Raw genomic sequence first — 23149 nt, 5'->3', positions numbered from 1 at the left:
TGTGCCGAAAGTCGACCATGCGCATCGGTTATCATGCCGCAGGCTGCTTTGCAGGTGGCAGGACGGGCGCTGACAGGAAAGCCGCCGCCAAGCCTTTTCGCCAGTTTATTCTGCCTTGATGAATGCTGCCGACAGCAGGTCCTCGCAGCCATGGTCCTTGAGGGAGGCGGCAAGTGCCGCCTCGTAGTCGGGTTGCGCGCTTTCGAGACAGGTGCGTCCCTTGTCGGTGAGCACCGTATAGACACCGCGCTTGTCGTTCGGGCAAAGGTCGCGGACCGTAAACCCGCTCCGCTCCAGCCGTTCGACCATGCGCGAAACCGAGCTCTGGTTAAGCCCCAGATGCGCGGCCAGTTCCTGCATCCGAAGTTCAAGGTCCGGGGAAAGGGAGAGCCTGTGGAGCGCGCGGTAGTCGGACAGGCCAAGCCCATGCTTGCGTTGAAGCGTCTTGCTCAAGTCCGCCTCAATGCTGGCGACGACATGAGTCAGCCTGAGCCAGGAATCGCTTCTCTTCGACATGACCGGCGCGCTCCTCTTGAGCAATCAATGGGACGATGTGCATATGTATGCCCATGCAATGACTGGCACAAGGGAGCGCGCCGCCATCAGGCGCGTCGCCTTGAGCGGAATTCCAGGAATGGGTGCAAGCCCTCCGGGACGGCGAGTTTGCGCACGGCAGGCGATTGCCAGGTTCGCGGGTCCTGGGCAAACAGGCGATAGGTGCCGCGATAGTCGAAGCCGTGTCGGGCGGCCTCGTCCCGATCGACAGCGTAGAACACCTGCGAGATGCCGGCATGGAGCGCGCTCATGTAGCACAGGGCGCAGGGTTCGCCTGAGGCCAGAAGCGTTGTTCCCGGCAACTGCGCGGTGCCGTGCGTCCGGCAGGCATCGCGTATCGCCTCGACTTCGGCATGGGCCGTCGGGTCGTGGTGCTGCCGGACGCGGTTGACGCCGCGCCCGAGAATGGCGCCCTCGCGGTCGATGACGAGGGCGGTGAAGGGGATGCCGCCAGCGCGGACATGATCCATGGAGACGGCGACGGCCGCCTCCATGATCTGCCTGTGGCGAGCCAGGGGATCGGAGGCCATCAGGCGTTCCCCGTGAGCCGTGGGCTGTCGGCCAGCTTCAACCAGACGACGCCTGCGATGATCATCGCCAGCCAGAAGGTTTGAATGAGGGTCAGCGGCTGGTCGAGCAGGACACTGCCAAAGCCTGCCGCGCCGACCGAACCAATACCGGCCCAGACCGCGTAGCCAATGCCGACGTCGATGGTCCGCAGGGCGGCGCTGAGGAAGTAAAGCGTCAGCAGAAAGAAGACCAGGGCGGCTGCTGACCAGCTTGGAATGGTGAACGCCTGGCTGCCGCCAACGCTGAGGGCGTAGCCAATTTCGAAGGCGCTGGCGAGCATCAGCATGGCCCAGGCGCGCCCGTTGCTTTGGACGGGGCTTTCCATCGTCGTCATGTTCGTTTCCTTTCAGATCAAGTGGGATGTGTATGAAGAAGGCGGGTGTCTAGGCCGCGCCGCTGAGGCGCAGGCCGACGACGCCGCCGATGACGAGGGCGATCCCGAGAAGCTTTTTGGGGCTCAGTCGCTGGCCGAAGAACAGTGCGCCCAGGATGACGATCCCGACACCCGCGACCGACGTCCAGATCGCGTAGCCGACGCCGACGTCAAAGGTGAGAAGTGCAAGGCTGAGGAAGAAGGTGGCGATTGCGCCGCTGACAAGGGTGGCGATGGTCCACCCGATGCGGGTGAACCCCTCGGCCTTGCCCGCACTGATCGCGACCGCGATCTCAAAGATCACGGCGATCCCAAGATAGAGCCAGTTCATGATGTTCTCCTTTCGTGACGGGTTGGGTCTCAGGCTCGCGCCTGGGGGGGGACGGGGGGCGCGGCGATCGGGGGGCTGCTGCCGTCTCCGCCGCTCTCGACCAGCCGGTCGATTGCCTGCCGCAATTCACCGAGCGGCGGGGTTCCGCGGAAAAACCGCTCGCCGACAACAATCGTCGGGACCGAGGTGATGCCCATGTGTTCGCTGGCGTGGCGCTGTGCTGCGCGATGGCGCTCGGCGTAGGTACCGGTTTTGAGCGCCTTCCGCGCCGCCACAGGGCTGAGCCCGGCATCCGCCGCCAGCTCGATCAGTGTTTCCGGATCGCCGATGTCGCGATCTTCCTGAAAGAAGGCGCGCAGCACCCGCATGGAATAGGGATGGTCAAGCCCCGCGTCCTGCGCCATCGCCAGCAGTTCGAACGCCTTGGCCGTTCGGGGCTGGGGTGAGGTCGAGGGCAGGCGGATCGCAACGCCCAGTCTTGCGGCGAGGGGATAGACCGACCTGTTCCAGACGGTTGGCAGGTAAGGGTCTTGCGGACGTAATGTCGGTTCGGGGGCGGGGCGCAACTCGAAGGCGCGCCAGGATAGGGAGACGGTCCGGTCGCCAATTGCCTCGGACAAAACCCGTTCCGCCAGAAGACAAAAGGGACAAACGTAGTCGGAATAGATGGTTATGGCGCTCATGGTGCTCGCTCCATGTAATTGCATGTGCATGCATTATATGGGTGGTGCGCGCGAGTCAAATAAAATGCATGCGCATGCAAATTTATTTGCGAGTGAGTCTGATCGGCCACAAAGGGGGCAATCTGGGCCGGCCGTCGCCACGGCGCGTTTCAGCTATTCGGAGCGGGGAGGCGTCTGAGGCCGGGGGCCGGCCGCGCGCAGGCACGTCTCGACGAGCGCGCGCACAAGCGCTTCTTCCTCTTCCGTGCCCTGCGTGCAGCCAGAGCGCTCGCTTAGCGGGCCCAGCAGGGTTTCGACAATCGCGCCGACGATGCAGATGGAGGTGATGCGCGGGTCTTGCGGGACCAGCTCTGCGGCCGCCATGCCCTCGCTGAGCACCTCCTCGATGAGCGCCTGATAGGGCGCGCGAAACCGGCGCCGGTCGGCGTCAAGCTCCGGCCCGACAGGCTCGACCAGCAGCGCACGCGCCAGCGTGCGGCCCCGAAGCGCGCGCCGGGCAAAGGTTTCGACCATGCCGGCCAATCGCTCGGGAGCGGTGCCCGGAACCTGCGCCGCTTGAGCAAACGCGGCGATTTCATGCCGGGACGCTTTTTGAAAGACCTCCTGGAACAGCGCAGCCTTGGACGGGAAGTGCCGGTAGATGCTGCCGGTCGAAATTCCGGCGGCGCGGGCAATCTCGGGGATGCCGGTGCCGGCATAGCCGGAGGCGGCGACAAGGCGCCTTGCGGCGTCGGCGATCTGGGCGCGTGTCGCGTCGATGCGCTGCTGCATCCTGGGCGTGCGTCGGTAGGCCATAACAATTGAACCGTGTTTCATTTCTTTGTAGCGTCTCCCTTATAGCAGGCCCTGCCCGGGGCGAGGGCGCCGGGCTGATGCGTGCGGCGGGAGGTGGACATGCGACATCGCGGCGCGCGGCTGGTGACGCAAGACGCGGGGACACGGTGGCGTTTCCGGCCGGCGATACCTGGCGCCAGGCTGTGTGAGGCAGGGAAGGGGAATGAGATGAACAAGCCCATGGATGCGGAGGCTCTCAAGGCTTTTGCGCATCAGGTGTTCGATGCGCAGCCGTTCAGCCGCTACATCGGTGCCCGCCTGATCGGGGCGGCGCCGGGATATGCGGAGCTGAGCCTTGAGGTGACGGACAATCTGAAACAGCAGCACGGGTTCGTGCATGGCGGTGTCATCAGCTACCTGGCGGACAATGCAATCACCTTCGCCGGCGGACTGGCGATGGGCGGCAACGCGCTGACCTCGGAATTCAAGATCAACTATCTGAAGCCGGGACGCGGGCATGAACTGATCGCGCGGGCGCGCGCCCGGAGTACGGGCCGGCGGCAGGCGGTCTGCCAGTGCGAGATCTTCTCGCAAGTCGACGGCGAGGAGATCCTCTGTGCCCTGGCCCAGGGGACGATCGTCGCCGCCTCGGACTGAGCCTCCACACCGGGGGAAATGCAGGGGGCGGCGGCGCGCGGCCCCCTGATGATTGGCTATTGTAATAAAAATTTCACTGAAACGTATCCTGCAATTCAAATTGCAGGCCTAGGGTTCAGCCTCATAAATGAGCTCGAAATGGTTTGAGGCGGATTGCTCCTGATCAAGAAGCGAAAGCGCAGGAAATGTGGTTCATTTTCAAGCCTTTCGCGACGCATGAGCAGGTGCAATCCGGTCAAATCCTTCAGGACATGGAAATGGCTTCACCCTGCATCGTCAGCGCGTTTGACCGGGCAACAGCCCGCTCCGCACGCCCTTCCTCGCGAGGCTTTGCCATTTCCCATGCCATGTCAGTCTCATTTGTGGGGCTGGCCCCTGGAGCGGCGGCATGACAAAGTCACAGTCCCCCTCCGGGTTCCTCTCCGACCTCATTACCCAGAACGCCGCGCGGCTGACCGGGTCGGACACCCGTCTTCTCGACGTTCTGGTCAAGGATCCGCTGCGCGCCGCCCTTGAGAACGGCAAGGAGGTTTCGAACCGGGCCGGGGTGCATCCGGCGGCCGCCGTCCGACTGGCCAAGCGCCTCGGTTTCGAGGGGTATCCGGAGTTCAGGGCGTATCTTCAGGCGAGCCTCGTTGAAGAAGGGAACGACTTCGAGAACCCGGCGGCGCGCATGGCGGCGCGGCTGGTGTGCGCCGAGGAGGGACGCGTCCTGGCCTCGGTTCTCGACAGCGAAATCGCCGCGCTCGAAGCCTTGCGGAACGCGGTCTCTGACGGCGATATCCGGAATTTCTCCGAAACCCTGCGCGGCGCGCGGAAGGTCTTCATCTTCGGCCGAGGGCACGCGGCCAGCCTGTCCGCGCTCATTGCGCTGCGTCTGCAGCGCTCCGGCTATGACGCGGCGGACCTTGGCGACCGGACCCATCACTTCGCAGAAATGCTGAACATGCTTTCGCCCGACGATGTGGTCTGGCTGCTCGCCTTCCGCAGCCCTTCCCAGCAGATCCGCGATGCCAATGATATCGCATTCCAGCGCGGGGCAAAGAGGCTCGCCCTGACGGATCTGCAGGCGGCGCGGCTCGACCCCATGCCCGACCATCAGATCTGCGCCGCGCGCGGCGAGGCGGGGGAATCCCAGTCCCTGGTCGTGCCGATGACCATCGCCAATGCGGTCATTCTCGATCTGGCGGGCATCGACGACGGCAAGTCGCTGAAGTCCCTGGAGGCGTTCAAGGCGTTTCGGCAATCGCTGCCGGCACGATGGCAGCGATGACAAGCCCACCCGCCCGCGCCGGCGCCGGGCAATCGGACACTGCGGAATAACCAAGAACGACCGTCGTTCGAACCGGCGGCAGACCCTCACGCGCAACCGGAAAACAGCCACTCTGGCAAGGATGAAAACATGTTGAAGAACGTGAAGAAACTGCTGCTGGCGAGCCTCTTGGGGCTTTCAGCCGGCATCAGTGCCGCACAGGCCGATGTCACGGTCAAGTTCTGGCACAGCTTCGACGGCAATGGCGGCGAAGCGCTCGGCAAGATCATCGACAACTTCGAAGCGGCCAACCCGGGCATCACCATCGACGCCCAGCATATCGGCAACTACAACGACATCGTCGCCAAGCTTCAGGCCGCCATCCCGGCCCGCCGGGCGCCCGATGCGGTCATTATGGAAGTCACGCGCTACGGCCTCTTTGCGGATCGCGGCGTGCTCATGGATCTGACCGAGAAGGTCAACAACGATCCGCTGAAGGACGACCTGTTCGCCTTCGCCCGCGAGGTCGGGGTGTTCGAGGGCAAGAACTACATCGTTCCGTTCAACTCCTCGACGCCGGTTCTCTACTACAACAAGGAGATCTTCGAGCGTGCGGGCTTTGCCGAAGAACCGGCTCTGAAGACCTATGACGACCTCCTGGCCGTGGCCAAGCAGATCACCGAGAAGCTCGGCGGTGAGGGCATCACCGGCATCGCGGCGCCGGGGCAGTTCGCCCGCTGGGGCCTGATTATGGCCAATGACAGCGACCTGATCGACAGCAAGACCGGCGAAATTCTGATCGACAGCCCGAACACAATCGAAGCCTATGAATGGATGGCGTCGCTGGTGCACGAGCACAAGGTTGCGTCCGCCGATGGCGTGACCAAGGAAAACAACGGGCGGGACGCCTTCCTGGCCGGCAAGGTCGGCATGATGCTGAATTCCACCGGCAACTACGGGCGTTCCCGCAAGGCGCTTGGCGAGAACCTGGCCGTTCGTCCGATGCCCTGCAACAAGGTCTGTGCCGTGCCGATTGGCGGCGCCGGGATCGGTATCCTGTCCTCTGCCGACAAGGAAACCCAGGACGCCGCCTACAAGTTCATCAGCTTCGCGGCATCTCCTGAATCCAACGCCATCTGGTTCTCTGGCACCGGCTACATGCCGATCAACCGGCACACGGCGAAGCAGCCGCTGGCGGCGGCCGCCGTTGAGGACAAGCCGGGCATCACCGTCGCCATCGAGCAGCTCGACTTCGCCCGTGGCCGTCCGCGTCCGCCGGTGGTGACCTGGATGCGCGCCTCCGAATACGACATGTGGCAGGCCATGGCGCTGGGCCAGCGCGATGTGGCGGAGACGCTCAAGGGCTTCGCCGAGCGGACTCGCAACGAAGCCAAGCGGACCAACTAAGCGCCCGCCTCCTTCCCGATGACAGCGCAGGGCTTCCTTCATGGAGCCCTGCGCCTCCGGAGCCCTGTTCCCGATGCTGTCTCGTCTGACACCCTACCTACTGGTGTTGCCACTGATCTCCTTCATCGTGGTGTTCACCTATATTCCCATCGCCGCCAGTCTTAATCTCAGTTTTCGGGAATGGGACTTCCTGTCGCCGACGATGCCCTTCGTCGGCCTGGAGAATTACCGGCTCCTGTTCTCTTCGCACGAATTCTGGAACGCGCTGCGCGTGACCGTCATCTTCGCGGTCATTTCCGTGCCGATCCGATTGGGTCTGGCCCTTCTCATCGCGAGCTATCTGGTGCGGGAGGCCCTGCCGGCCCGGGTTCTGCGCGGTGCATTGTTTCTGCCCTCGGTGACCTCCACCGTGTCCATCGCCGTGGTGTTTTCGTGGCTGTTCGCCACCGACTACGGGATGGTGAACGCGTTCCTGCAGACGCTCGGGCTCGGCAAGGTGCCCTGGCTGCAGGATCCGCAACTGGCCCTTTGGGTGCTGGTCATCGTCAACACCTGGAAGCAGCTCGGCTACGACATCGTCATCTACATTGCCGGGCTGCAGGCGATCCCCCAGGAGCTTTACGATGCCGCTGCCGTTGATGGCGGTGGGAAGGCCCGGGTGTTCCGGCGCGTGACGGTGCCTCTGGTCATGCCGACGACCTATTTCCTGCTGGTCGTCTCGGTCATCGAGGCCTTCCAGATCTTCACCGTTGTCGACGTCATGACCCAGGGCGGACCGGCGGGGGCGACGGACATGCTGGTCAACATGCTCTACCGGGTCGGTTTCACCCTGTTTGACATCGGCCAGGGGTCGGCGCTGGCGGTTGTCCTCTTTGCGCTGCTGATCGCGCTAGCCCTGTTCAAGGCGCGCGTTCTGGGACGGAGGGTGCATTATGAAGCCTGACAGCCGGATCCTTACGGCCCTTGCGCTGATCGCGGGCCTTTTGTTTCTGTCGCCCGCGCTCTATTCGATCTTCATGTCGTTCCAGACGGTGGACGCCTACTACACTGGCAAGTTCGAGTTCACCTTCGAGAACTACGCGCTGGCAATCGGGCAATACAATTTTGCCCGCTACCTCTTGAACAGCATCATCGTGGCGGGTCTGGTCACGCTCATTGCCCTGACGGTGTCCACCCTGGCGGCTTTCGCCTTTGCCCGGTTCCGCTTTCCAGGGGGCAATCTGCTCTTTGCCGCCGTGGTCGCCACCTTGATGATCCCGAGCCATATCTCGCTGATCCCGAACTACCTGACCCTCGCGAAGGTTGGCCTGCTCGATACCTATGCGGGGCTTATCCTGCCGGCGATTTCCAACGGCTTCGCGGCCTTCTTCCTCAGGCAGTACATTCGCGGCATTCCGGTGGCGCTGGACGAGGCGGCCTATATGGACGGCGCCACACCGCTGAAGGTGCTGTGGCGGGTCATCGTGCCGATCGCCCGTCCGGCGATCTTCGCCATGGGCCTCTTCATCTTCATTTCCGAATGGAACAGCTACATCTGGCCATTGGTCGCCGTTGGCGAGGAAGAGCTCTACACGCTGCAGATCGGCCTCGCCCGTCTTTACCGGGTCAACCCGGGCGAGGACGTTATCAACTGGCCGCTCGTCATGGCGGCATCCACCATCACCATTCTTCCCGTTCTGCTCGGCTTCGTCTTCGTCGAGCGGCATCTCGTGCGCGGCATCACCATGGGTGCCGTGAAGTAAATGGATCACCCAATGACACGTATCGCATCCCATCGTGGCGGCACCCTGGAATTCGGCGACAGCACGCCGGTCGGCTTCAAGGCCACCGCGCAGATGGCGCTGGAGGAAGTCGAGTTCGATGTGCACCCGACCGCCGATGGCGCCATCATGGTTCACCACGACCCCACGCTTGACCGGACCACGGACCGGACCGGCGCGATCCGCGATCTGAGCGAAGCGGAGGTGAGGGCGGCAACCATCAACTATGGCGCCGGCGGTCATCCTCTTTCCCTGGAGGAGCTTTGCGCGATCTACCGGGGAAGTGCCGTCGATTTCCGCTGTGAGATCAAGCCCGGACCGGACGGCCGGCCCTATGCCGATTTCGTTCACAGGGTGATCGCCACACTTGAGCGGGAAGGCATGTTGGCGCGCACGGTGTTTTCGTCCTTTCTGATCGAGACCCAGGACGAATTGGCCCGGGCGACGGAGCGCCCGCGGCTCTGGCTGGTCAGTCCGCCCGTTCTCAACCAGCTCGGTGTGGCCGCCACGCTGGAGCTGGCACGGTCCCATGCCATTCCCGAAATCGGCGTTCATGTCGACTGCGCGGACCGCGACCTGATGGACGCCGTTCAGGCGGCCGGCTGCCAGTTCGGCTGCTGGGCGGCGCACACGCAGCAGCAGATCGAAAAAACGCTGCGGCTCGGGGTGAAGGTGTTCACGACCGACCGGCCGAGCCTTGCCATTGCGGTTCGTGATCGATTTGTGAAGGGTGAGCAGCCATGAGCGGCATCCAGCTTCAGGATATCCGTAAATCCTATACGGGCGGCCCCCAGGTGCTGCGAGGGGTGTCGATGGACATTCGCGCAGGGGAGTTCATCGTCATCGTCGGTCCTTCCGGTTGCGGGAAATCCACGCTTCTGCGCCTCATCGCCGGGCTGGAAAAGTGCAACGAGGGCGACATCCGGATCGGCGGCAGGCGCGTCAACGACGTGGCGCCGCAGGACCGGGACATCGCCATGATCTTCCAGAACTACGCGCTGTATCCGCATATGAACGTGCGCGAGAACATTGCCTTCGGGCTGGAGTTGCGCGGCATGGCCAAGGCCGAACGCCACGCCCGGGCGGAGGAGGTGGCCCGGACCCTGAAGCTCGATGCCTTTCTGGACCGCAAGCCGGGCGCGCTGTCGGGCGGCCAGCGCCAGCGGGTCGCCATGGGCCGGGCCATGGCCCGCAACAGTTCGATCTTTCTGATGGACGAGCCGTTGTCCAATCTGGACAACGCGCTGCGGGTCGCCATGCGCTCGGAGATCAAGGAGCTTCACAGGCAACTGGGCGCGACCATCATCTATGTGACCCACGATCAGAGCGAGGCGCTTTCCCTGGCGGACCGGATCGCGGTGATGAAGGATGGGAACCTGCTTCAGTTCGATACCCCCGGCACGATCTACGACCGGCCGGCGAACCGTTTCGTGGCCGGCTTCCTCGGCATGCACCCGACGAACTTCCTGCCCATCGAGACCTTGCCCTTCTGGCAGGGCAAGGCGGGGCTCACCGTGGGGATGCGGCCGGAGCACATGACGGTGCACACAGCCGCTCCCGAGGCGCCGGCGATCCCCGCGCGGATCGTTTTCTCGGAGATGACCGGCGCAAACCTGATGCTCCACTGCGAGAGCGATGTCGGCCGGCTGCTCGTCACCGCGCCGCGGCAGGAGATGGTCGGCGCGCAGGAGACCGTCTGGATCGGATATGACGCCAGCCAGGCCGTCTTCTTTGATGCCGGTAGCGAGAACCGGGTCGAGCACGGCTGAGGCCGCCATGGCTCCCATGCGGGGGCTTCACTCGGGAACGGGGGCGGTTTGTTCAGGGCGCAGATTGCGCAAGCTGGCGAATTCGCTCTCCGTTTGCGGCAGATAGCGCGCGACGTCGGCCACCGAGGCCTCGATGTGCTGTTCGACCAGCGCCGCGCAGTGGTCGATCTCGCCCTTGATGGCGCTGTCGAAAATCTCGGCGTGTTCCTTGCGCACGTCGCGTTGCTTCAGGTTCTTCATCAGGGCCAGCCGCAGATAGCGGTTGCTGTGCTCGTGCAACTGGTGCCGGAACCCGGTGAGCCAGGCGTTGTCGCAGTTGCGCACCAGGCAGTCGTGAAAATCTGAATTGCGGCGATGCCATTCGGCGGCAAGCGTCATGTCGCCCTGGGTGAAGATCCGGTCCTCGACCAGTTTCAGCTTGTGATAGGCGGCGAAGAGATCGCCCTCCCAATCGTCGTCGCGGTTGGACAGCGAGACGCGCAAGGCGCCGGTCTCGACGATCTTGCGTGCCTCGCTGATGTTGCGGAAATCCTCGTGGCTGAGTTCGCGGACCTGGAAGCCGCGTTGGCGCTCGGATGTGACCAGCGTGTCGGTCATGAGGCGCGACAGGGCCTCGCGCATGGTCGCGGTGGACACGTCGAATTCGCGGCGCAGGTTGTCCACGTGCAGGCGGTCGCCGGGCATCAGCTCGAAATTCAGGATCCGCCGCTTCAGTTCCTCCTGAACCGACTCGATTGCGGTGCGTTTTGTCGTCCTCGGCGTGTCCGTGCTCACTTCGCTCATCGTCCGCCCCTTTGCGTCCTGTGATGGTGTATCGGCTTTTCAGCGGTATATCAACGGCTTGCATGATATATAAACGACTATAAAAACAAAAAACGTTTTTAGATTTGACAAAACGGTTATGTGGCGGCAGCGTTTGGGCAAGCGGGCGAGGGATGCCTGCGCATGGGAGAAAACAATGCTGCAAGCTACGGCTCTGGCGGAGCATCGTCTGTTCATCGACGGTGCCTATGTCCCCGCCACGACAGGCCGCATGTTCGACAAGAGGTCGCCGGTCACGGGCGAGGTGATCGGCCGGGTCCATGAGGCCGGGCGCGAGGATGTGGACCGTGCGGTCCGCGCCGCGAAGGCAGCCCTGAACGGCCCCTGGGGCACGATGACCGTGCAGGAACGGGCGACATTGCTTCAGGACCTGTCGCGGGCGATTGCCGAACGATCCGAGGAGTTTCTGGAAGCGGAGGTTGCCGATACCGGCAAGCCGAAAAGCCTGGCGCGGGTGATCGACATCCCGCGCGGCGCGGCGAATTTCGCGACCTTCGCCGATATGATCAAGAACCTGGGGGGCGAGTTCTTCCGCACCGATACGCCGGACGGCTCGCACGCGATCAACTACGGGCTCTATCGTCCGAAGGGCGTGATCGGCGTCATCTCTCCGTGGAACCTGCCCTTGCTGCTGATGACCTGGAAGGTCGGCCCGGCGCTGGCCTGCGGCAATACGGTGGTGGTCAAGCCGTCGGAGGAAACCCCGCACACCACGACGCTGCTGGGCGAGGTGATGAACGCCGTGGGCATTCCGAAGGGGGTCTACAACGTCGTTCATGGCTTTGGTCCGGACAGTGCCGGCGAATTCCTGACCCAGCATCCGCTGGTGGATGGCATCACCTTCACCGGCGAGACCCGTACGGGTGAGGCGATCATGCGCCAGGCCGCCAAGGGCCTGCGCGATGTCTCCTTCGAGCTGGGCGGCAAGAACGCCGGCATCGTCTTTGCCGATGCGGATCTCGACAAGGCGGTCGAAGGGACGATGCGGTCGGCCTTCGCCAATTGCGGTCAGGTTTGCCTTGGCACCGAGCGGGTCTATGTCGAGCGGCCGGTGTTTGACGAGTTCGTCGCACGGCTGAAGGCGGGGGCGGAAAGCCTCGTTCTCGGCGGCCCGGACGATGCAAATGTTGGAATGGGGCCGCTGATCTCCGCGGAGCATCGCGACAAGGTGCTGTCCTACTACAAGCTGGCGGAAGATGAGGGCGCGACGGTGGTGACCGGCGGCGGCGTGCCGACCTTTGGCGACGCGCGGGACAATGGCTGTTTCGTACAGCCGACGATCTGGACCGGTTTGCCGGACACCAGCCGCGTGGTGCGCGAGGAGGTGTTCGGCCCTTGCTGCCACATCGCCCCGTTCGACACGGAAGACGAGGCCATCGCGCTCGCCAATGACACGGACTACGGGCTTGCTTCGGCGATCTGGACGGAAAACGTCTCGCGCGCGCATCGCGTCGCGCCACGGATCGAGGTCGGTCTGGTCTGGGTGAATTCCTGGTTCCTGCGTGACCTGCGAACCGCCTTTGGCGGCTCCAAGCAGTCGGGCATTGGCCGGGAAGGCGGCGAGCACTCGCTCGAGTTCTACACCGAGCGCTCCAACATCTGCGTGAAAATCTGACGGGATCCCCATGCTGACGGAAACACAAGAAACCGTGGCCAGCGCCCTGCTGGCCGCCGCGCGGGACTGCGCGCCCATCGACCCCGTTGCCCCGGCGCTTGGGCCGGGTGCCACGCTCGATGATGCCTATGCGGTGCAGGATCGCATCACCGAGACGGGACTGTCCGCAGGCCGCCGACTGGTGGGGCGCAAGATCGGTCTCACCTCGACGGCGGTTCAGGCGCAACTGGGTGTCGATCAGCCGGATTACGGAATGCTGTTCGCCGACATGGAATATGTCGATGGCCAGGACATTCCGATGACGGGGCTGATCCAGCCGAAGGTCGAAGCGGAAATCGCCTTCGTTCTCGACCGCGATCTTGCCGCGCCCGACACGACGATCAGCGAGCTGACGCGGGCAATCGACCACGCGGTTCCCGCGCTGGAGATCGTCGACAGCCGCATCCGCGACTGGAAGATCGGCATTCTCGACACGGTGGCGGACAACGCCTCTTCCGGGCTGTTCGTTCTGGGCACGCGCCCGGTGCGTCTTGCCGATCTCGATCTTGAGCTGTGCGGCATGGTGCTGGAGCGGGCCGGTCAGCCGGTGAGCTTCGGCGCGGGTGCCGCCTGCATGGGCAATCCGCTGGTCGCCGCGCTCTGGCTGGTGCGCAAGATGGCGGCGGTCGGCCGCCCGCTGAAGGCGGGCGAAGTGATCCTGTCTGGCGCCCTCGGACCGATGGTTCCGGCACGCCCGGGCGATGCCTTCCGTGCCTCCATTGCCGGCCTTGGCAGCGTGGCGACCCGTTTCACTCCTCCGGAGACAGTCTGATGAAGCACAAGGTTGCGATCATCGGCTCGGGCAATATCGGCACCGACCTGATGATGAAGATCCTCAAGGGATCGGACGAGTTGGAAATGGCGGCGATGGTCGGCATCGACGCCGACAGCGACGGGCTGAAGCGCGCCCGCGATCTCGGTGTCGCCACCACCCACGAGGGGCTTGAGGGCCTGCGGGCCTTGCCGGGCTACGCCGATATCTCGGTGGTCATGGATGCCACCTCGGCCAAGGCGCATCAGGCGCATCACCCGGTGCTCGTGGCCGACGGCAAGCAGGTGATCGACCTCACGCCGGCAGCCATCGGTCCCTTCGTGGTGCCGCCGGTGAACCTTGAGGACCACCGCGAGGCAACGGCCCTCAACATGGTGACCTGCGGCGGGCAGGCGACCATTCCGATGGTTCATGCGGTCGCGCGGGCCTGCGACCGGCTGATCTATGCCGAAATCGTGGCTTCGGTCTCCTCGCGTTCGGCAGGCCCCGGCACCCGGGCGAACATCGACGAGTTCACCCAGACCACGGCGCGCGCCATCGAGCAGGTCGGCGGCGCGGAGCGCGGCAAGGCGATCATCATTCTCAATCCGGCCGAGCCGCCGATGCTGATGCGCGACAGCGTCTTCACCCTGAGCGAAGGCGGCGACGAAGCGGCGATCCGCGACAGCGTGCAGCGCATGGCCGAGGCGGTCCGCAGCTACGTGCCCGGCTATCGGCTGAAACAGGACGTGCAGTTCGAGCGCATCTCCGACACCGCACCGCTCAACGTGCCGGGCATCGGCAAGGTCTCCGGGCTCAAGACGTCGATCTTCATCGAGGTCGAAGGCGCGGCGGACTATTTCCCCGCCTATGCCGGCAATCTCGACATCATGACCTCGGCGGCCAAGGCGGCGGCCGAAAGCTGGGCACGCGCCCGGCAAGGGGAGGCTGCCTGACATGGCCATCACCAACAAGGACCGGCTCTACATCCAGGATGTGAGCTTGCGCGACGGAATGCACGCGCTGCGCCATCAGGCAAGCCTGGAGGATGTGCGGAAGATCGCGGGCGCACTCGATGCCGCCGGGGTGGATGCGCTGGAAGTCACCCACGGGGACGGGCTGTCCGGCTCCTCCTTCACCTACGGGTTTGGCAGCCATTCCGATCTGGACTGGATCTCTGCGGCCGCGGATGTGGTTAAGAGCGCCCGCATCACCGTTCTTCTGGTTCCGGGCATTGGCCTTGCCGACGATCTGAAGGCTGCCTATGCGGCGGGGGCACGCTCGGTGCGGGTTGCGACCCATTGCACCGAGGCGGATGTGTCACGCCAGCATATCCGGGTCGCGCGCGACCTTGGCTATGACACGGCCTGCTTCCTGATGATGGCGCATATGACCGATCCCGCGTCGCTGCTGGAGCAGGCGAAGCTGATGGAAAGCTACGGCGCGGAATGCGTCTATGTGGTCGACAGTTCCGGCGCGATGCTGCCGGAGGATGTGATCGCGCGGGTGACGGCGCTGCGTGAGGGCCTGCGCCCGGAGACGGAAGTCGGCATTCACACCCATGAGAACCTGCATCATGGCGTCGCCAATGCCGTGGCCGGCATCCGCGCCGGTGCGGTGCGGGTGGATGGCTCGCTCGCCGGTCTGGGCGCCGGCGCCGGCAATGCCCCCATCGAAGCGCTGGTCGCGGTGCTCGACCGGCTGGGCTTTGCAACCGGGTGCGATTTCGCCCGGCTGTCGGCCGCGGCGGACGATCTCGTCCGGCCGTTGATGGACCGCCCGGTGCGCGTCGACCGGGAGAGCCTGATGCTCGGCTATGCCGGTGTCTATTCCTCCTTCCTGCGCCATGCGGAGAAGACCTCGGCGGATTACGGCATCCCCACCTCGGACATTCTCGTCGAACTGGGCAAACGCAAGATGATTGGCGGACAGGAGGACATGATCGTCGATGTGGCGCTCGACCTTGCCGCCGGAAAGGTCACCCAATGAGCAACGATCTCGTTTCCATCGCCGAACGGCTGGATCAGGCCATTCTGACAGCCACGGCAACCCCGCAACTGCCGAAAGGCTCGGAAATTGAGGCGGCCACGGGCTACGCGGTCCAGGCCCATGGCATCGAATTGCGCAAGGCGCGGGGCGAGCGTGTCATCGGCGTGAAGATGGGGCTGACCAGCCGCGCCAAGATGGAGCAGGTCGGCGTTGATGAGGTGACCTGGGGGCGGCTGACCGACACCATGCGCCGGGAGGAGGGGGGCACGCTTGCCCGTGCCGACTTCATCCATCCGCGCGCCGAGCCCGAGGTGGCCTTCATCCTGGGGCGCCGGCTAACGGGCGAGGTGAGCCTGGCCGAGGCCGCGCTGGCGGTGGAGGCTCTTGCGCCGGCGGTTGAGATCATCGACTCGCGCTACGAGAATTTCCGCTTCGCGCTCGGCGATGTCGTTGCCGACAACTCCTCGTCGGCGGCCTTCTTCCTTGGCCCCCGCGCCAAGCCGGACACCGACATCGCCAATCTGGGGATCGTGCTGAGCATCAACGGCGCCCCGCGCGAAATCGGCTCCTCCGCCGCCATTCTCGGCCACCCGCTGCGGGCGCTCGTCGCCGCCGCGCGGATGACGGCGCGGGCCGGCCATGTGCTGGAACCCGGCGACATCGTGCTGGCGGGAGCAGCGACGGCGGCGGTGCCGTTGCAGGTCGGAATGCAGGTCGAAGCGCGTATCCAGCATCTGGGGCGCGTCGGCTTCTCAGTCGTCTGACGCAACAGAGGGAGGAAGATCGTGCCACTTGTCGAAGTCACGATGATCGAGGGGCGTACGCCGGAACAGAAATCCGCGCTCATCACCGAAGTCACGGATGCGGTGGAGCGGACGGTGTCGGCACCGCGCCACACCATTCGCGTCGCAATCCGGGAGTTGCCGGCCGAGAACTGGGCGATTGGCGGACGGTCCATCGCCGAAATCCGCGCGGAACGCCAGGACACGGACCGGGGTTGACCTTATCCAAGGGAGGAAAGTCACAATGAAACGCATTCTGCTCGGCGCGCTTGGCGCCATGGCCCTCATGGGCGGCACGGTTGCCGGGGCGCAGGAGAAGGTCGAGTTCAACTTCTCGCACGATCTGCCGATGCAGCACCCGCTGCATTCCAGGGGGTTCAAGGTCTGGGGAGACTCCATCACCGCGGCGACGGATGGGGCGCTGACCTTCAATTTCTATCCCGCCGGCCAGCTTGGCAAGGCGAAGGACGAGTATGACATCGCCCGCTTCGGCATCGCCGATTTCGTCTGGGCCAATCCCGGCCACACGCCGGGCCGCTTCCCCATCGCGGCGCTGGGCGAGTTGCCCTTCTTCATCAGCGATGGCGCCGGTGGCACCCGGGCCATCAACGAGTGGTACCAGGCCTATGCCGACAAGGAGATGCGCGACGTCAAGCTGTGCATGATCCACCTGCACGATCCCGGCACGCTGCACACCACGCGGGAAGTGCGTCAGCCGTCGGATCTGGAGGGGCTGGCCATCCGCCCGCCCAACGGCACCATCGGCCGGCTGATGCAGGCCAATGGAGCGTCCTCGATCCAGGTCGGTCCGTCGGAGGCGCGCGAGGTGCTGGAGCGTGGGGCCGCCGATGGCATCGCCTTCCCCTGGCGCTCGATCTACATCTTCGGCATGGATGACGTGACCACGTATCACGCGGACATGCCGCTTTACGTCACCAACTTCATCATCGCGATGAACAAGGACCGGTACGAGCACCTGTCGGAGGCGCATCGTGCGGTCATCGACGCGCATTGCACCCCGGAATGGGCGGAAAAGCTGGCCACCGGCTGGTTCGAATTCGACCGCGAGGGGCGTCAGATGTTCGTGGACGATCCCAAGCACACGGTGACCGAACTGAGCGAGGCGGATGTGCAGCAGTGGCGCGAGGCGTCCGCCTTCCTGCTGGATGAGTGGCGTGCGGCCGTGACCAAGGCCGGTCATGACGCCGATGAGATCTACAACGCGCTCGTCGAACGGCTTGATGCATATGACGCCCGTTTCTGAGCGCAACACCCCCTTGAGCGGAGCCCTCGGGCTCCGCTTGTTCGCCGCGCGCATCGAGGCGGCGGCCGCCATTATTATGGGGCTGGTGACGTTGCTGATCTTCGTCTCCGCCTTCATGCGCTACATCGCCGGCGCGCCGATCCCCGATGCCCATGACTTCGGGCGGTTGGCGCTCGGCATCGCCATCTTCTGGGGCGCGTCCATCGTCAACTTCAGCGGGGCGCATATCAGCGTCGACCTGCTGCATGCGGCGGTCGGCCCCAGAGTGCGCCGGGCCATGGACATCTTCGCCACCGCGATTGTTCTCATCGCCTTCGGCACGCTGACGGTGATGATGGGAACCAATGCCGCCGATGTCTTTGCCACCGGCGAATACAGCTACGACCTGCGTCTGCCAATCTGGCCGGCCTACTGGCTGATGGTCGCCGGCTGTGCGCTCGCCACGCTGGTGACCGCGCTTCGTCTCCTCATGCTGTCGACCGGCACCGAGGCCGAGAGGCTGGAAACCAGCCCGCAGCTTCCCGATGCCGAGGTCTGAAGATGGATAGAGAATTCGTTACGATTGCGGGCTTTTCCGCGCTGTTCCTGATGATGGCGCTGCGCGTGCCGGTCGGCATCGCCATGGCGGTCGTCGGCATCGGTGGCTTCGGCGCCGTCGTCGGGATGGAGCAGGCGCTGCGGCTGGTGGCGCTGTCGCCGCTGTCCACCGCGACCACCTATCACCTGGCGATGATCCCCATGTTCATCCTGATGGGCGCGTTCGCCACCCGGTCCGGCATGAGCCGGGAGCTGTTCCGCGCGGCGGAAGCCTGGCTGGGGCATCGCCGGGGCGGGCTGGCCCTGTCCACCATTGCCTCCTGCGCCGGTTTCGCCGCCATTTCAGGTTCGTCCATCGCCACCGCCGCGACGCTGACCAAGGTGGCCCTGCCGGAAATGCGGCGCGTCGGCTACTGCGATTCCGTCTCCTCCGGCGTGATCGCGGCGGGCGGAACCGTTGGCATTCTGATCCCGCCCTCCATCGTGCTTGCCGTCTACGGCATCATCACCGAGCAGAACATCGGCACGCTGTTCATTGCCGGTCTCGTTCCGGGGCTCCTGGCGGTCGCGCTCTACATGCTGACCGTGACGCTGATCGCGCATTTGCGTCCGGCCTCGATGCCGGTCGGCACGCGCCACAGCTGGGGCGAAGCCTTCGCCGCGCTGCGCAGCGTTTGGGCCATCGGGCTCTTGTTCGTGCTGGTCGTCGGCGGCATCTATCTCGGTGTCGTGACACCGACGGAAGCGGCCGCGCTTGGCGCCTGCGGCGCCTTGGCCATCGGTCTTGCCCGGCGCCGGCTTGACCGCAAGGCGATCATGGAGTGCCTCATCGACAGCCTGCGGGTGTCGGTGTCGATCTTCGTCGTCTTCATGGGGGCGCTGCTGTTCAGCTACTTCCTGGCGATCACCCAGACGCCGCAGAACGTCGCCGATTACCTGACGTCGCTGCCGGTCAACCGCTATGTGATCATGCTTTTGATCCTGCTGCTCTACCTGCTGCTGGGCTGCGTGCTCGACAGCATGGCGATGGTGGTGCTGACCGTGCCGATCCTGTTTCCGGTTGTGACCCAGCTCGGGTTCGATCCGATCTGGTTCGGCGTCATGGTGGTCGTCGCCATCGAGCTCGGCTTGATCACGCCGCCGATCGGAATGAACGTCTTCGTGATCAATTCTGCGCAAAAGGACATCAAACTTACGACAATTTATCGCGGAGTGATGCCTTTTATCGCCATCGACGTGGTGCGCATGGGCCTGCTGCTGGCCTTCCCCGCGATCACCCTGTTCCTGCCAAGTCTGATGTAGGGGAAAGCCGACATGCTCACACTTTACAGCCACCCCATGTCGCCCTGTGCCCAGAAGGTGAGGCTCACGCTGGCGGAAAAGGGGCTTGCCCATGAGATCCGGCAGATCGACCTGCCGGGCAAGGAGAACCTTCAGCCCTGGTATCTGAAGCTCAACCCGGCAGGCGTCGTGCCGACCCTCGCCGATGGCGATCATGTGATCCGCGAAAGCTCGCTGATCTGCGAGTATCTCGATGAAGCCTATCCGGAGGCCGGGCGGGTATTGCGCTCGCCGGCAGCGCATCTGCGCGCCGACATGCGGCTCTGGATGAAGCATGTGGACACCGCGCTGCATCCCTCCTGCGGGGCGTTGCAATGGCCGCTGGTGATGCGTCCGCGCCTGCTTGCCATGCCGGAGGAGAAGGCGCGGGCCCTGATCGAGCAGGTGGTGGAGGCCCCCCGGCGGGAGCGCCAGAAGCGCCTGTACGCGCAAGGGCTCGACGCGCCGGATGTGGCGGCGGCGGTCGCCACCTATCGGGCAACCATCTTGCGCATGGAGGCGATGCTGGCGGCCGGTGACTGGCTTCAGGGCGACGATTTCGGGCTGTCCGATATCGTTGTCGCGCCGTATTTCCAGACGCTCGTGCAGTTCTGCTGGACCGACCTTTTCCGCCGGGATTGTCCGCGCGTCACCGACTGGCTGGGGCGCATGCAGGCACGCGAAAGCTGGCGGCAGGGAATTGACGCGGAAATCGATGGCGAGAAACGTGCCGAGCTTGCGCGGATCGGCACCGAGGCCTGGCCTTCGCTCACCCGCCACCTGGCGCGGTGATTTCAAGCATGCGGCGGGCGGCGGCAGGGGGGGCATGTCCGCGCTGCTCGCCGGCAAGGTCTTGTCCGTGCGGCTAGAGACCGAGGGCGAGCACATCCATCGCCAGAATCCCGTAATTCGTGCTGGCATGCCAGCGGGTGCCGGTGAGCGGAGTGCCGGCGGCACCGAGCGCAAACGGCAGGGGCAGGATGTGGTCGTCGGTTGGGTGGTTCTCGCGGCCGAGCGGCCAGTCCTCGGGGGGCGTCAGCAGCGTCTCCAGATCGCCCGCAGCGACCCGCTCGGCAACCCAGTCGGCGAATTGCCGGGCGAAGGGCTCTTCCGGACTGGTCAGACCGTAACTGCCACCGAAAAACCGGCGCAGATTGTGGGTCATGCTGCCGGAGCCGATCAGCAGAACCCCTTCGTCGCGCAAGGGCGCCAGAGCCGCGCCGATCCGGTAGTGGGTGCGCCCATCCTCTTGCGGCAGGATCGAGAGGGGGACCACCGGAATGTCGGCCTGCGGGTAAATGAGCGTGAGCGGGTTCCAGATGCCATGGTCGAGGCCGCGTCCGGGCTCTTCGGATGCCTTGATCCCGGCATCGCGCAGCAGGGCGGCGATGCGGGTGGCCAGGGCCGGATCGCCGGGCGCGGGATAGGTCATCTCATAGAGCTGCGCGGGAAAGCCGCGAAAATCATGCACCGTTTCCGGGCGGGCGGAGGCGCCGACGTGTACGCTGGCCGCCTCGTAATGGGCCGACATGACGACGATGGCGCGCGGACGGGGGAGCCGCCCGGCAAGCGTCGACAGGAAGTCACGGGCCGGGCAGTCCTCAAGCGGCAGGCTCGGGGCACCGTGCGAAATGAACAGGGCGGGCAGGCGGTCGGTCATCCTCATGTCTCTGTCATCTTGAGGCTTCGGGTGTGTCGACCCCCAGGCGGCGGGAGACCCGCAAGGCGATGTCGACGAAATTCTTGATGTGCACGGACGGGTCGTCGATGCGGGTATTGACCGAAACGGCGGTGGTCGCTTCCGGGTTGGCCAGCGGCACGAAGCGCACGCCCTTGCGGCGCGCCTCGCCGACGGAGGAGGGGACAATGGCGCAGCCGACCTCGACGGAGACGAGCGAGATTGCCGTCTGGAAATCCATGGTGAACACCCGCGAGGTCGGTTCCAGCCCTTCGGCCTGGAAGAGGCCAAGCACATGGTCGGCGAAGCTGGGACGCGGTTTTTCCGGATAGAGGATCAGGGTTTCATTGCCGATCTCCTCCAGCGAGACCGCACGCTGGTCGGCCAGCGGATGGGAATCCGGGGTGGCGAGAACCAGCGGCTCGACGATGAGCTGGCGCGACAGGATTTCAGGATCGTCGAGGCGGGGGCGGGCAATGGCGATGTCGATCTCCCGGCGCACCAGCGCCGTTCGCAATCCGGCGTTGTTCATCGGGAACAGGCCAAGGGTCACGGCGGGATAGTGGCGGCGGAAGGACTTCAGCACATTGGGCACGACGCCATAGGTGGACGAACCGACGAAGCCGATGCGCAGCCGGCCTTCCGCGCCCTGGCCGATGCGGCGGGCTTCCAGCTTGGCTTCTTCGAGATTGGCGAGGATTTCCTGGGCGCGCTCATAAAGCTTGGCGCCGGCCTGGGTGAGGGTGACCTGACTGCGTCCGCGGTTGAACAGCAGCGCGCCAAGGTCTTCCTCGATCTGCTTGATCTGGCGGCTGAGCGGCGGCTGGGCAATGCCAAGCCGTTCGGCGGCGCGGCCGAAATGCAGCTCCTCCGCCACGGCGACGAAATATTCCAGCCACCTGATTTTCACTCCGGGTCCTCACGCTGCAGGGCGACGGATCGCCGGCGGGTGCGTCAGGCGGCGGCCGTGCGCCAGTCCCCGTCCGACAGCTCCTGAATGTAGGCTTCGTCGACGGTTACGCCAAGGCCGGGGCCGGTCGGGCACGCGATGTGGAAATCGGCGAAGCGGATGCCGGCACAGGTCAGGTCGCGGGTAAGGATCCTCGGCCCGAAATGCTCCGTGCCCCAATGCAGTTGCGGCAGGGTGGAGAACACGGCCAGATGCGCCGCCGTGCCGATGCCGCTTTCCAGCAGACATCCGCCGTAAAGCTCCATGCCATGCGCCGTGGCGATGCCGGCAGCGCGCTTCAGCTCCTGCAGGCCGCCGCTCTTGACCAGCTTCAGCGACAGGACGTTGCCGGCGGCGCGGGCGCCGGCTTCCGCCACCTCGGCAAGGGAAAAGGCGCCCTCGTCGATCATCACCGGGATGCGGCTGCGGGCGGTGACGCGGGCGAGATTGGCGCGCTCCTGTGCCGGGACCGGCTGTTCCACCAGGACAACGCCAAGCTCTTCCAGCGCGGGCATCCACCTGTTGCAGCGGGCCGCCGTCCAGCCCTGGTTCACGTCCACGATCAGATCGCAATCGGGCAGCGCCTCCGTGAGGCGGCGCAGGCGGGCAAGGTCGGCTTCGGGCGCGGCGAAGCCGATCTTCACCTTGAAGCGGCGGTGCTCGCGCGCGGCGTATTTGGCGCGGGCCTCGTCGATCTCCTGATCGGTGTCGCCGGAGGCCAGCGCCCAGATCACCTCGAAGCGGTCATGCATCCGGCCGCCGAGCAACTGTGCCGCCGGCAGGCCCAGGGAATGGCCGACCGCATCGTAGAGCGCACTTTCCACGGCGGCCTTGGCGGAGGTGTTGCGGGCAGCAGCGCGGGCCATGGCGTGTGCCGCCGCCTCGAAGCGGTTGGCGGGCAGGCCGAGGATCGCCGGAGCAAGGTAGCGGTCGATAGAGGCGCGGATCGATTCCGGCGATTCCTCCGCCCAACGCGGCCCGCCGAGGGTGGAGCCCTCGCCATGGCCGATGCTGCCATCGGACAGGATCACCCGCACCAGGATGATCGCCTTGTGGCTGATTTCCGTGTTCGACAGCTTGTGCGCGCGGATCGTCGGGGCGTTCACGGCCCGGGTCTCGACCCGGACGATCGTCAGGCCGGTCTCGTCGAAAAGAGGGGCGCGCGGGGCCTTGACGGGATTGACGAGGTTCATGGGTCTCTCTCTTCCGGGCGCTGGTGGCAGCGCGTGGGCGTTTGATGCGTTACAGGAGCGCGCCTTGCGAGGAAGGGGG

27 protein-coding genes are annotated in these 23149 nt (G+C 65.0%); 17 read left to right on the top strand and 10 right to left on the bottom strand.

The window, feature by feature from the left end:
- Window positions 1-105: 105 nt before the first annotated feature.
- The 6 genes from IEV83_RS13905 to IEV83_RS13880 form a co-directional block, all read right to left on the bottom strand.
- Window positions 106-516, bottom strand: a complete 411-nt coding sequence (locus IEV83_RS13905) for a MarR family winged helix-turn-helix transcriptional regulator (protein ID WP_181761806.1) — start codon at window positions 514-516, stop codon at window positions 106-108.
- A gap of 86 nt (window positions 517-602) precedes the next feature.
- Window positions 603-1085, bottom strand: a complete 483-nt coding sequence (locus IEV83_RS13900) for a nucleoside deaminase (RefSeq protein ID WP_181761807.1) — start codon at window positions 1083-1085, stop codon at window positions 603-605.
- Window positions 1085-1459, bottom strand: coding sequence for a DMT family transporter (locus IEV83_RS13895; RefSeq protein ID WP_181761808.1), 375 nt, complete (start codon window positions 1457-1459; stop codon window positions 1085-1087). Before IEV83_RS13895 ends, IEV83_RS13900 begins: the two co-directional genes overlap by 1 nt.
- 49 nt (window positions 1460-1508) lie before the next feature.
- The gene (locus tag IEV83_RS13890; protein ID WP_181761809.1) at window positions 1509-1829 is read right to left on the bottom strand and encodes a DMT family transporter; all 321 of its coding nucleotides are present in this window, start codon (window positions 1827-1829) and stop codon (window positions 1509-1511) included.
- A gap of 29 nt (window positions 1830-1858) precedes the next feature.
- Window positions 1859-2512, bottom strand: coding sequence for a DsbA family oxidoreductase (locus IEV83_RS13885; protein WP_181761810.1), 654 nt, complete (start codon window positions 2510-2512; stop codon window positions 1859-1861).
- Window positions 2513-2665: 153 nt separating this feature from the next.
- Window positions 2666-3328 (bottom strand): TetR/AcrR family transcriptional regulator, encoded by a 663-nt coding sequence (locus IEV83_RS13880; RefSeq protein ID WP_209003162.1) that lies wholly within the window; start codon window positions 3326-3328, stop codon window positions 2666-2668.
- Between the two features lie 186 nt (window positions 3329-3514).
- Here IEV83_RS13880 and IEV83_RS13875 point away from each other — a divergent pair, with 186 nt between their 5' ends.
- From IEV83_RS13875 to IEV83_RS13845, 7 genes are all read left to right on the top strand, one after another.
- The gene (locus tag IEV83_RS13875; protein ID WP_244628192.1) at window positions 3515-3943 is read left to right on the top strand and encodes a PaaI family thioesterase; all 429 of its coding nucleotides are present in this window, start codon (window positions 3515-3517) and stop codon (window positions 3941-3943) included.
- Window positions 3944-4331: 388 nt separating this feature from the next.
- Window positions 4332-5216, top strand: coding sequence for a MurR/RpiR family transcriptional regulator (locus IEV83_RS13870; RefSeq protein ID WP_181761811.1), 885 nt, complete (start codon window positions 4332-4334; stop codon window positions 5214-5216).
- Window positions 5217-5345: 129 nt separating this feature from the next.
- Complete coding sequence (locus IEV83_RS13865) at window positions 5346-6602, top strand: ABC transporter substrate-binding protein (protein ID WP_181761812.1); 1257 nt, start codon at window positions 5346-5348, stop codon at window positions 6600-6602.
- Window positions 6603-6675: 73 nt separating this feature from the next.
- A complete protein-coding gene (locus tag IEV83_RS13860; RefSeq protein WP_181761813.1) occupies window positions 6676-7545 on the top strand; it encodes a carbohydrate ABC transporter permease in 870 nt (289 codons plus the stop codon).
- On the top strand, window positions 7535-8344 hold the full coding sequence (locus IEV83_RS13855) for a carbohydrate ABC transporter permease (protein WP_181761814.1): 810 nt from the start codon (window positions 7535-7537) through the stop codon (window positions 8342-8344). Before IEV83_RS13860 ends, IEV83_RS13855 begins: the two co-directional genes overlap by 11 nt.
- Before the next feature lie 12 nt (window positions 8345-8356).
- Window positions 8357-9106 (top strand): glycerophosphodiester phosphodiesterase family protein, encoded by a 750-nt coding sequence (locus tag IEV83_RS13850; RefSeq protein ID WP_181761815.1) that lies wholly within the window; start codon window positions 8357-8359, stop codon window positions 9104-9106.
- Window positions 9103-10131: an ABC transporter ATP-binding protein gene (locus tag IEV83_RS13845; RefSeq protein ID WP_181761816.1), complete on the top strand. Its 1029-nt coding sequence runs from the start codon at window positions 9103-9105 to the stop codon at window positions 10129-10131. Before IEV83_RS13850 ends, IEV83_RS13845 begins: the two co-directional genes overlap by 4 nt.
- 27 nt (window positions 10132-10158) lie before the next feature.
- Here IEV83_RS13845 and IEV83_RS13840 read toward each other — a convergent pair whose 3' ends face one another.
- Window positions 10159-10914, bottom strand: coding sequence for a GntR family transcriptional regulator (locus IEV83_RS13840; protein WP_181761817.1), 756 nt, complete (start codon window positions 10912-10914; stop codon window positions 10159-10161).
- A 175-nt stretch (window positions 10915-11089) separates the two neighbouring features.
- Between IEV83_RS13840 and IEV83_RS13835 the strand changes: the two genes are divergently transcribed.
- The 10 genes from IEV83_RS13835 to IEV83_RS13790 are packed head-to-tail and all read left to right on the top strand — an operon-like array spanning window position 11090 to window position 20042.
- Window positions 11090-12568 (top strand): 2-hydroxymuconic semialdehyde dehydrogenase, encoded by a 1479-nt coding sequence (locus IEV83_RS13835; protein WP_209003161.1) that lies wholly within the window; start codon window positions 11090-11092, stop codon window positions 12566-12568.
- Window positions 12569-12578: 10 nt separating this feature from the next.
- Window positions 12579-13379, top strand: coding sequence for a 2-keto-4-pentenoate hydratase (locus tag IEV83_RS13830; protein WP_181761818.1), 801 nt, complete (start codon window positions 12579-12581; stop codon window positions 13377-13379).
- Entirely contained in the window at window positions 13379-14314 is a 936-nt protein-coding gene (locus IEV83_RS13825) for an acetaldehyde dehydrogenase (acetylating) (RefSeq protein ID WP_209003160.1), read from the top strand. Before IEV83_RS13830 ends, IEV83_RS13825 begins: the two co-directional genes overlap by 1 nt.
- 1 nt (window position 14315) lies before the next feature.
- A complete protein-coding gene (gene dmpG, locus IEV83_RS13820; RefSeq protein ID WP_181761819.1) occupies window positions 14316-15347 on the top strand; it encodes a 4-hydroxy-2-oxovalerate aldolase in 1032 nt (343 codons plus the stop codon).
- Window positions 15344-16111, top strand: a complete 768-nt coding sequence (locus tag IEV83_RS13815) for a 2-keto-4-pentenoate hydratase (protein WP_181761820.1) — start codon at window positions 15344-15346, stop codon at window positions 16109-16111. Before dmpG ends, IEV83_RS13815 begins: the two co-directional genes overlap by 4 nt.
- 21 nt (window positions 16112-16132) lie before the next feature.
- Window positions 16133-16348 (top strand): 2-hydroxymuconate tautomerase, encoded by a 216-nt coding sequence (thmT, locus tag IEV83_RS13810; RefSeq protein WP_181761821.1) that lies wholly within the window; start codon window positions 16133-16135, stop codon window positions 16346-16348.
- 25 nt (window positions 16349-16373) lie between these two features.
- Window positions 16374-17393: a TRAP transporter substrate-binding protein gene (locus tag IEV83_RS13805; protein WP_181761822.1), complete on the top strand. Its 1020-nt coding sequence runs from the start codon at window positions 16374-16376 to the stop codon at window positions 17391-17393.
- Entirely contained in the window at window positions 17377-17931 is a 555-nt protein-coding gene (locus IEV83_RS13800) for a TRAP transporter small permease (protein WP_181761823.1), read from the top strand. Before IEV83_RS13805 ends, IEV83_RS13800 begins: the two co-directional genes overlap by 17 nt.
- 2 nt (window positions 17932-17933) lie before the next feature.
- Window positions 17934-19232: a TRAP transporter large permease gene (locus tag IEV83_RS13795; RefSeq protein WP_181761824.1), complete on the top strand. Its 1299-nt coding sequence runs from the start codon at window positions 17934-17936 to the stop codon at window positions 19230-19232.
- A gap of 12 nt (window positions 19233-19244) precedes the next feature.
- Window positions 19245-20042 carry a glutathione S-transferase family protein gene (locus tag IEV83_RS13790; RefSeq protein WP_181761825.1) on the top strand — a complete coding sequence of 266 codons (798 nt, stop codon included), beginning with the start codon at window positions 19245-19247 and terminating at the stop codon, window positions 20040-20042.
- Between the two features lie 73 nt (window positions 20043-20115).
- Here IEV83_RS13790 and IEV83_RS13785 read toward each other — a convergent pair whose 3' ends face one another.
- Genes IEV83_RS13785 through IEV83_RS13775 form a run of 3 tightly spaced genes read right to left on the bottom strand, consistent with a single transcriptional unit; the run spans window position 20116 to window position 23070 of the window.
- Entirely contained in the window at window positions 20116-20916 is an 801-nt protein-coding gene (locus IEV83_RS13785; protein WP_308683738.1) for a DODA-type extradiol aromatic ring-opening family dioxygenase, read from the bottom strand.
- Between the two features lie 7 nt (window positions 20917-20923).
- A complete protein-coding gene (locus tag IEV83_RS13780; RefSeq protein WP_181761826.1) occupies window positions 20924-21838 on the bottom strand; it encodes a LysR family transcriptional regulator in 915 nt (304 codons plus the stop codon).
- A gap of 44 nt (window positions 21839-21882) precedes the next feature.
- Window positions 21883-23070: a muconate/chloromuconate family cycloisomerase gene (locus IEV83_RS13775; RefSeq protein ID WP_181761827.1), complete on the bottom strand. Its 1188-nt coding sequence runs from the start codon at window positions 23068-23070 to the stop codon at window positions 21883-21885.
- Window positions 23071-23149 lie beyond the last annotated feature (79 nt).

It is taken from the genome of Stappia taiwanensis, assembly GCF_014635285.1.
Classification (GTDB): Bacteria; Pseudomonadota; Alphaproteobacteria; order Rhizobiales; family Stappiaceae; genus Stappia; species Stappia taiwanensis.
This window is presented reverse-complemented; position numbering and strand designations above follow the sequence as displayed.

Excerpts from the sequence above, each read along its gene's own strand:
- IEV83_RS13800 (WP_181761823.1), top strand. The coding sequence starts at position 17,377 with ATGACGCCCGTTTCTGAGCGCAACACCCCCTTGAGCGGAGCCCTCGGG.
- IEV83_RS13875 (WP_244628192.1), top strand. The coding sequence starts at position 3,515 with ATGAACAAGCCCATGGATGCGGAGGCTCTCAAGGCTTTTGCGCATCAG.
- IEV83_RS13805 (WP_181761822.1), top strand. The coding sequence starts at position 16,374 with ATGAAACGCATTCTGCTCGGCGCGCTTGGCGCCATGGCCCTCATGGGC.
- IEV83_RS13895 (WP_181761808.1), bottom strand. The coding sequence starts at position 1,459 with ATGACGACGATGGAAAGCCCCGTCCAAAGCAACGGGCGCGCCTGGGCC.
- IEV83_RS13795 (WP_181761824.1), top strand. The coding sequence starts at position 17,934 with ATGGATAGAGAATTCGTTACGATTGCGGGCTTTTCCGCGCTGTTCCTG.
- IEV83_RS13850 (WP_181761815.1), top strand. The coding sequence starts at position 8,357 with ATGACACGTATCGCATCCCATCGTGGCGGCACCCTGGAATTCGGCGAC.
- IEV83_RS13790 (WP_181761825.1), top strand. The coding sequence starts at position 19,245 with ATGCTCACACTTTACAGCCACCCCATGTCGCCCTGTGCCCAGAAGGTG.
- IEV83_RS13900 (WP_181761807.1), bottom strand. The coding sequence starts at position 1,085 with ATGGCCTCCGATCCCCTGGCTCGCCACAGGCAGATCATGGAGGCGGCC.
- IEV83_RS13830 (WP_181761818.1), top strand. The coding sequence starts at position 12,579 with ATGCTGACGGAAACACAAGAAACCGTGGCCAGCGCCCTGCTGGCCGCC.
- IEV83_RS13825 (WP_209003160.1), top strand. The coding sequence starts at position 13,379 with ATGAAGCACAAGGTTGCGATCATCGGCTCGGGCAATATCGGCACCGAC.
- IEV83_RS13855 (WP_181761814.1), top strand. The coding sequence starts at position 7,535 with ATGAAGCCTGACAGCCGGATCCTTACGGCCCTTGCGCTGATCGCGGGC.
- IEV83_RS13785 (WP_308683738.1), bottom strand. The coding sequence starts at position 20,916 with ATGAGGATGACCGACCGCCTGCCCGCCCTGTTCATTTCGCACGGTGCC.
- IEV83_RS13890 (WP_181761809.1), bottom strand. The coding sequence starts at position 1,829 with ATGAACTGGCTCTATCTTGGGATCGCCGTGATCTTTGAGATCGCGGTC.
- IEV83_RS13845 (WP_181761816.1), top strand. The coding sequence starts at position 9,103 with ATGAGCGGCATCCAGCTTCAGGATATCCGTAAATCCTATACGGGCGGC.
- IEV83_RS13865 (WP_181761812.1), top strand. The coding sequence starts at position 5,346 with ATGTTGAAGAACGTGAAGAAACTGCTGCTGGCGAGCCTCTTGGGGCTT.
- IEV83_RS13885 (WP_181761810.1), bottom strand. The coding sequence starts at position 2,512 with ATGAGCGCCATAACCATCTATTCCGACTACGTTTGTCCCTTTTGTCTT.
- dmpG (WP_181761819.1), top strand. The coding sequence starts at position 14,316 with ATGGCCATCACCAACAAGGACCGGCTCTACATCCAGGATGTGAGCTTG.
- IEV83_RS13835 (WP_209003161.1), top strand. The coding sequence starts at position 11,090 with ATGCTGCAAGCTACGGCTCTGGCGGAGCATCGTCTGTTCATCGACGGT.
- IEV83_RS13815 (WP_181761820.1), top strand. The coding sequence starts at position 15,344 with ATGAGCAACGATCTCGTTTCCATCGCCGAACGGCTGGATCAGGCCATT.
- IEV83_RS13840 (WP_181761817.1), bottom strand. The coding sequence starts at position 10,914 with ATGAGCGAAGTGAGCACGGACACGCCGAGGACGACAAAACGCACCGCA.
- IEV83_RS13870 (WP_181761811.1), top strand. The coding sequence starts at position 4,332 with ATGACAAAGTCACAGTCCCCCTCCGGGTTCCTCTCCGACCTCATTACC.
- IEV83_RS13880 (WP_209003162.1), bottom strand. The coding sequence starts at position 3,328 with ATGAAACACGGTTCAATTGTTATGGCCTACCGACGCACGCCCAGGATG.
- IEV83_RS13860 (WP_181761813.1), top strand. The coding sequence starts at position 6,676 with ATGCTGTCTCGTCTGACACCCTACCTACTGGTGTTGCCACTGATCTCC.
- IEV83_RS13775 (WP_181761827.1), bottom strand. The coding sequence starts at position 23,070 with ATGAACCTCGTCAATCCCGTCAAGGCCCCGCGCGCCCCTCTTTTCGAC.
- IEV83_RS13905 (WP_181761806.1), bottom strand. The coding sequence starts at position 516 with ATGTCGAAGAGAAGCGATTCCTGGCTCAGGCTGACTCATGTCGTCGCC.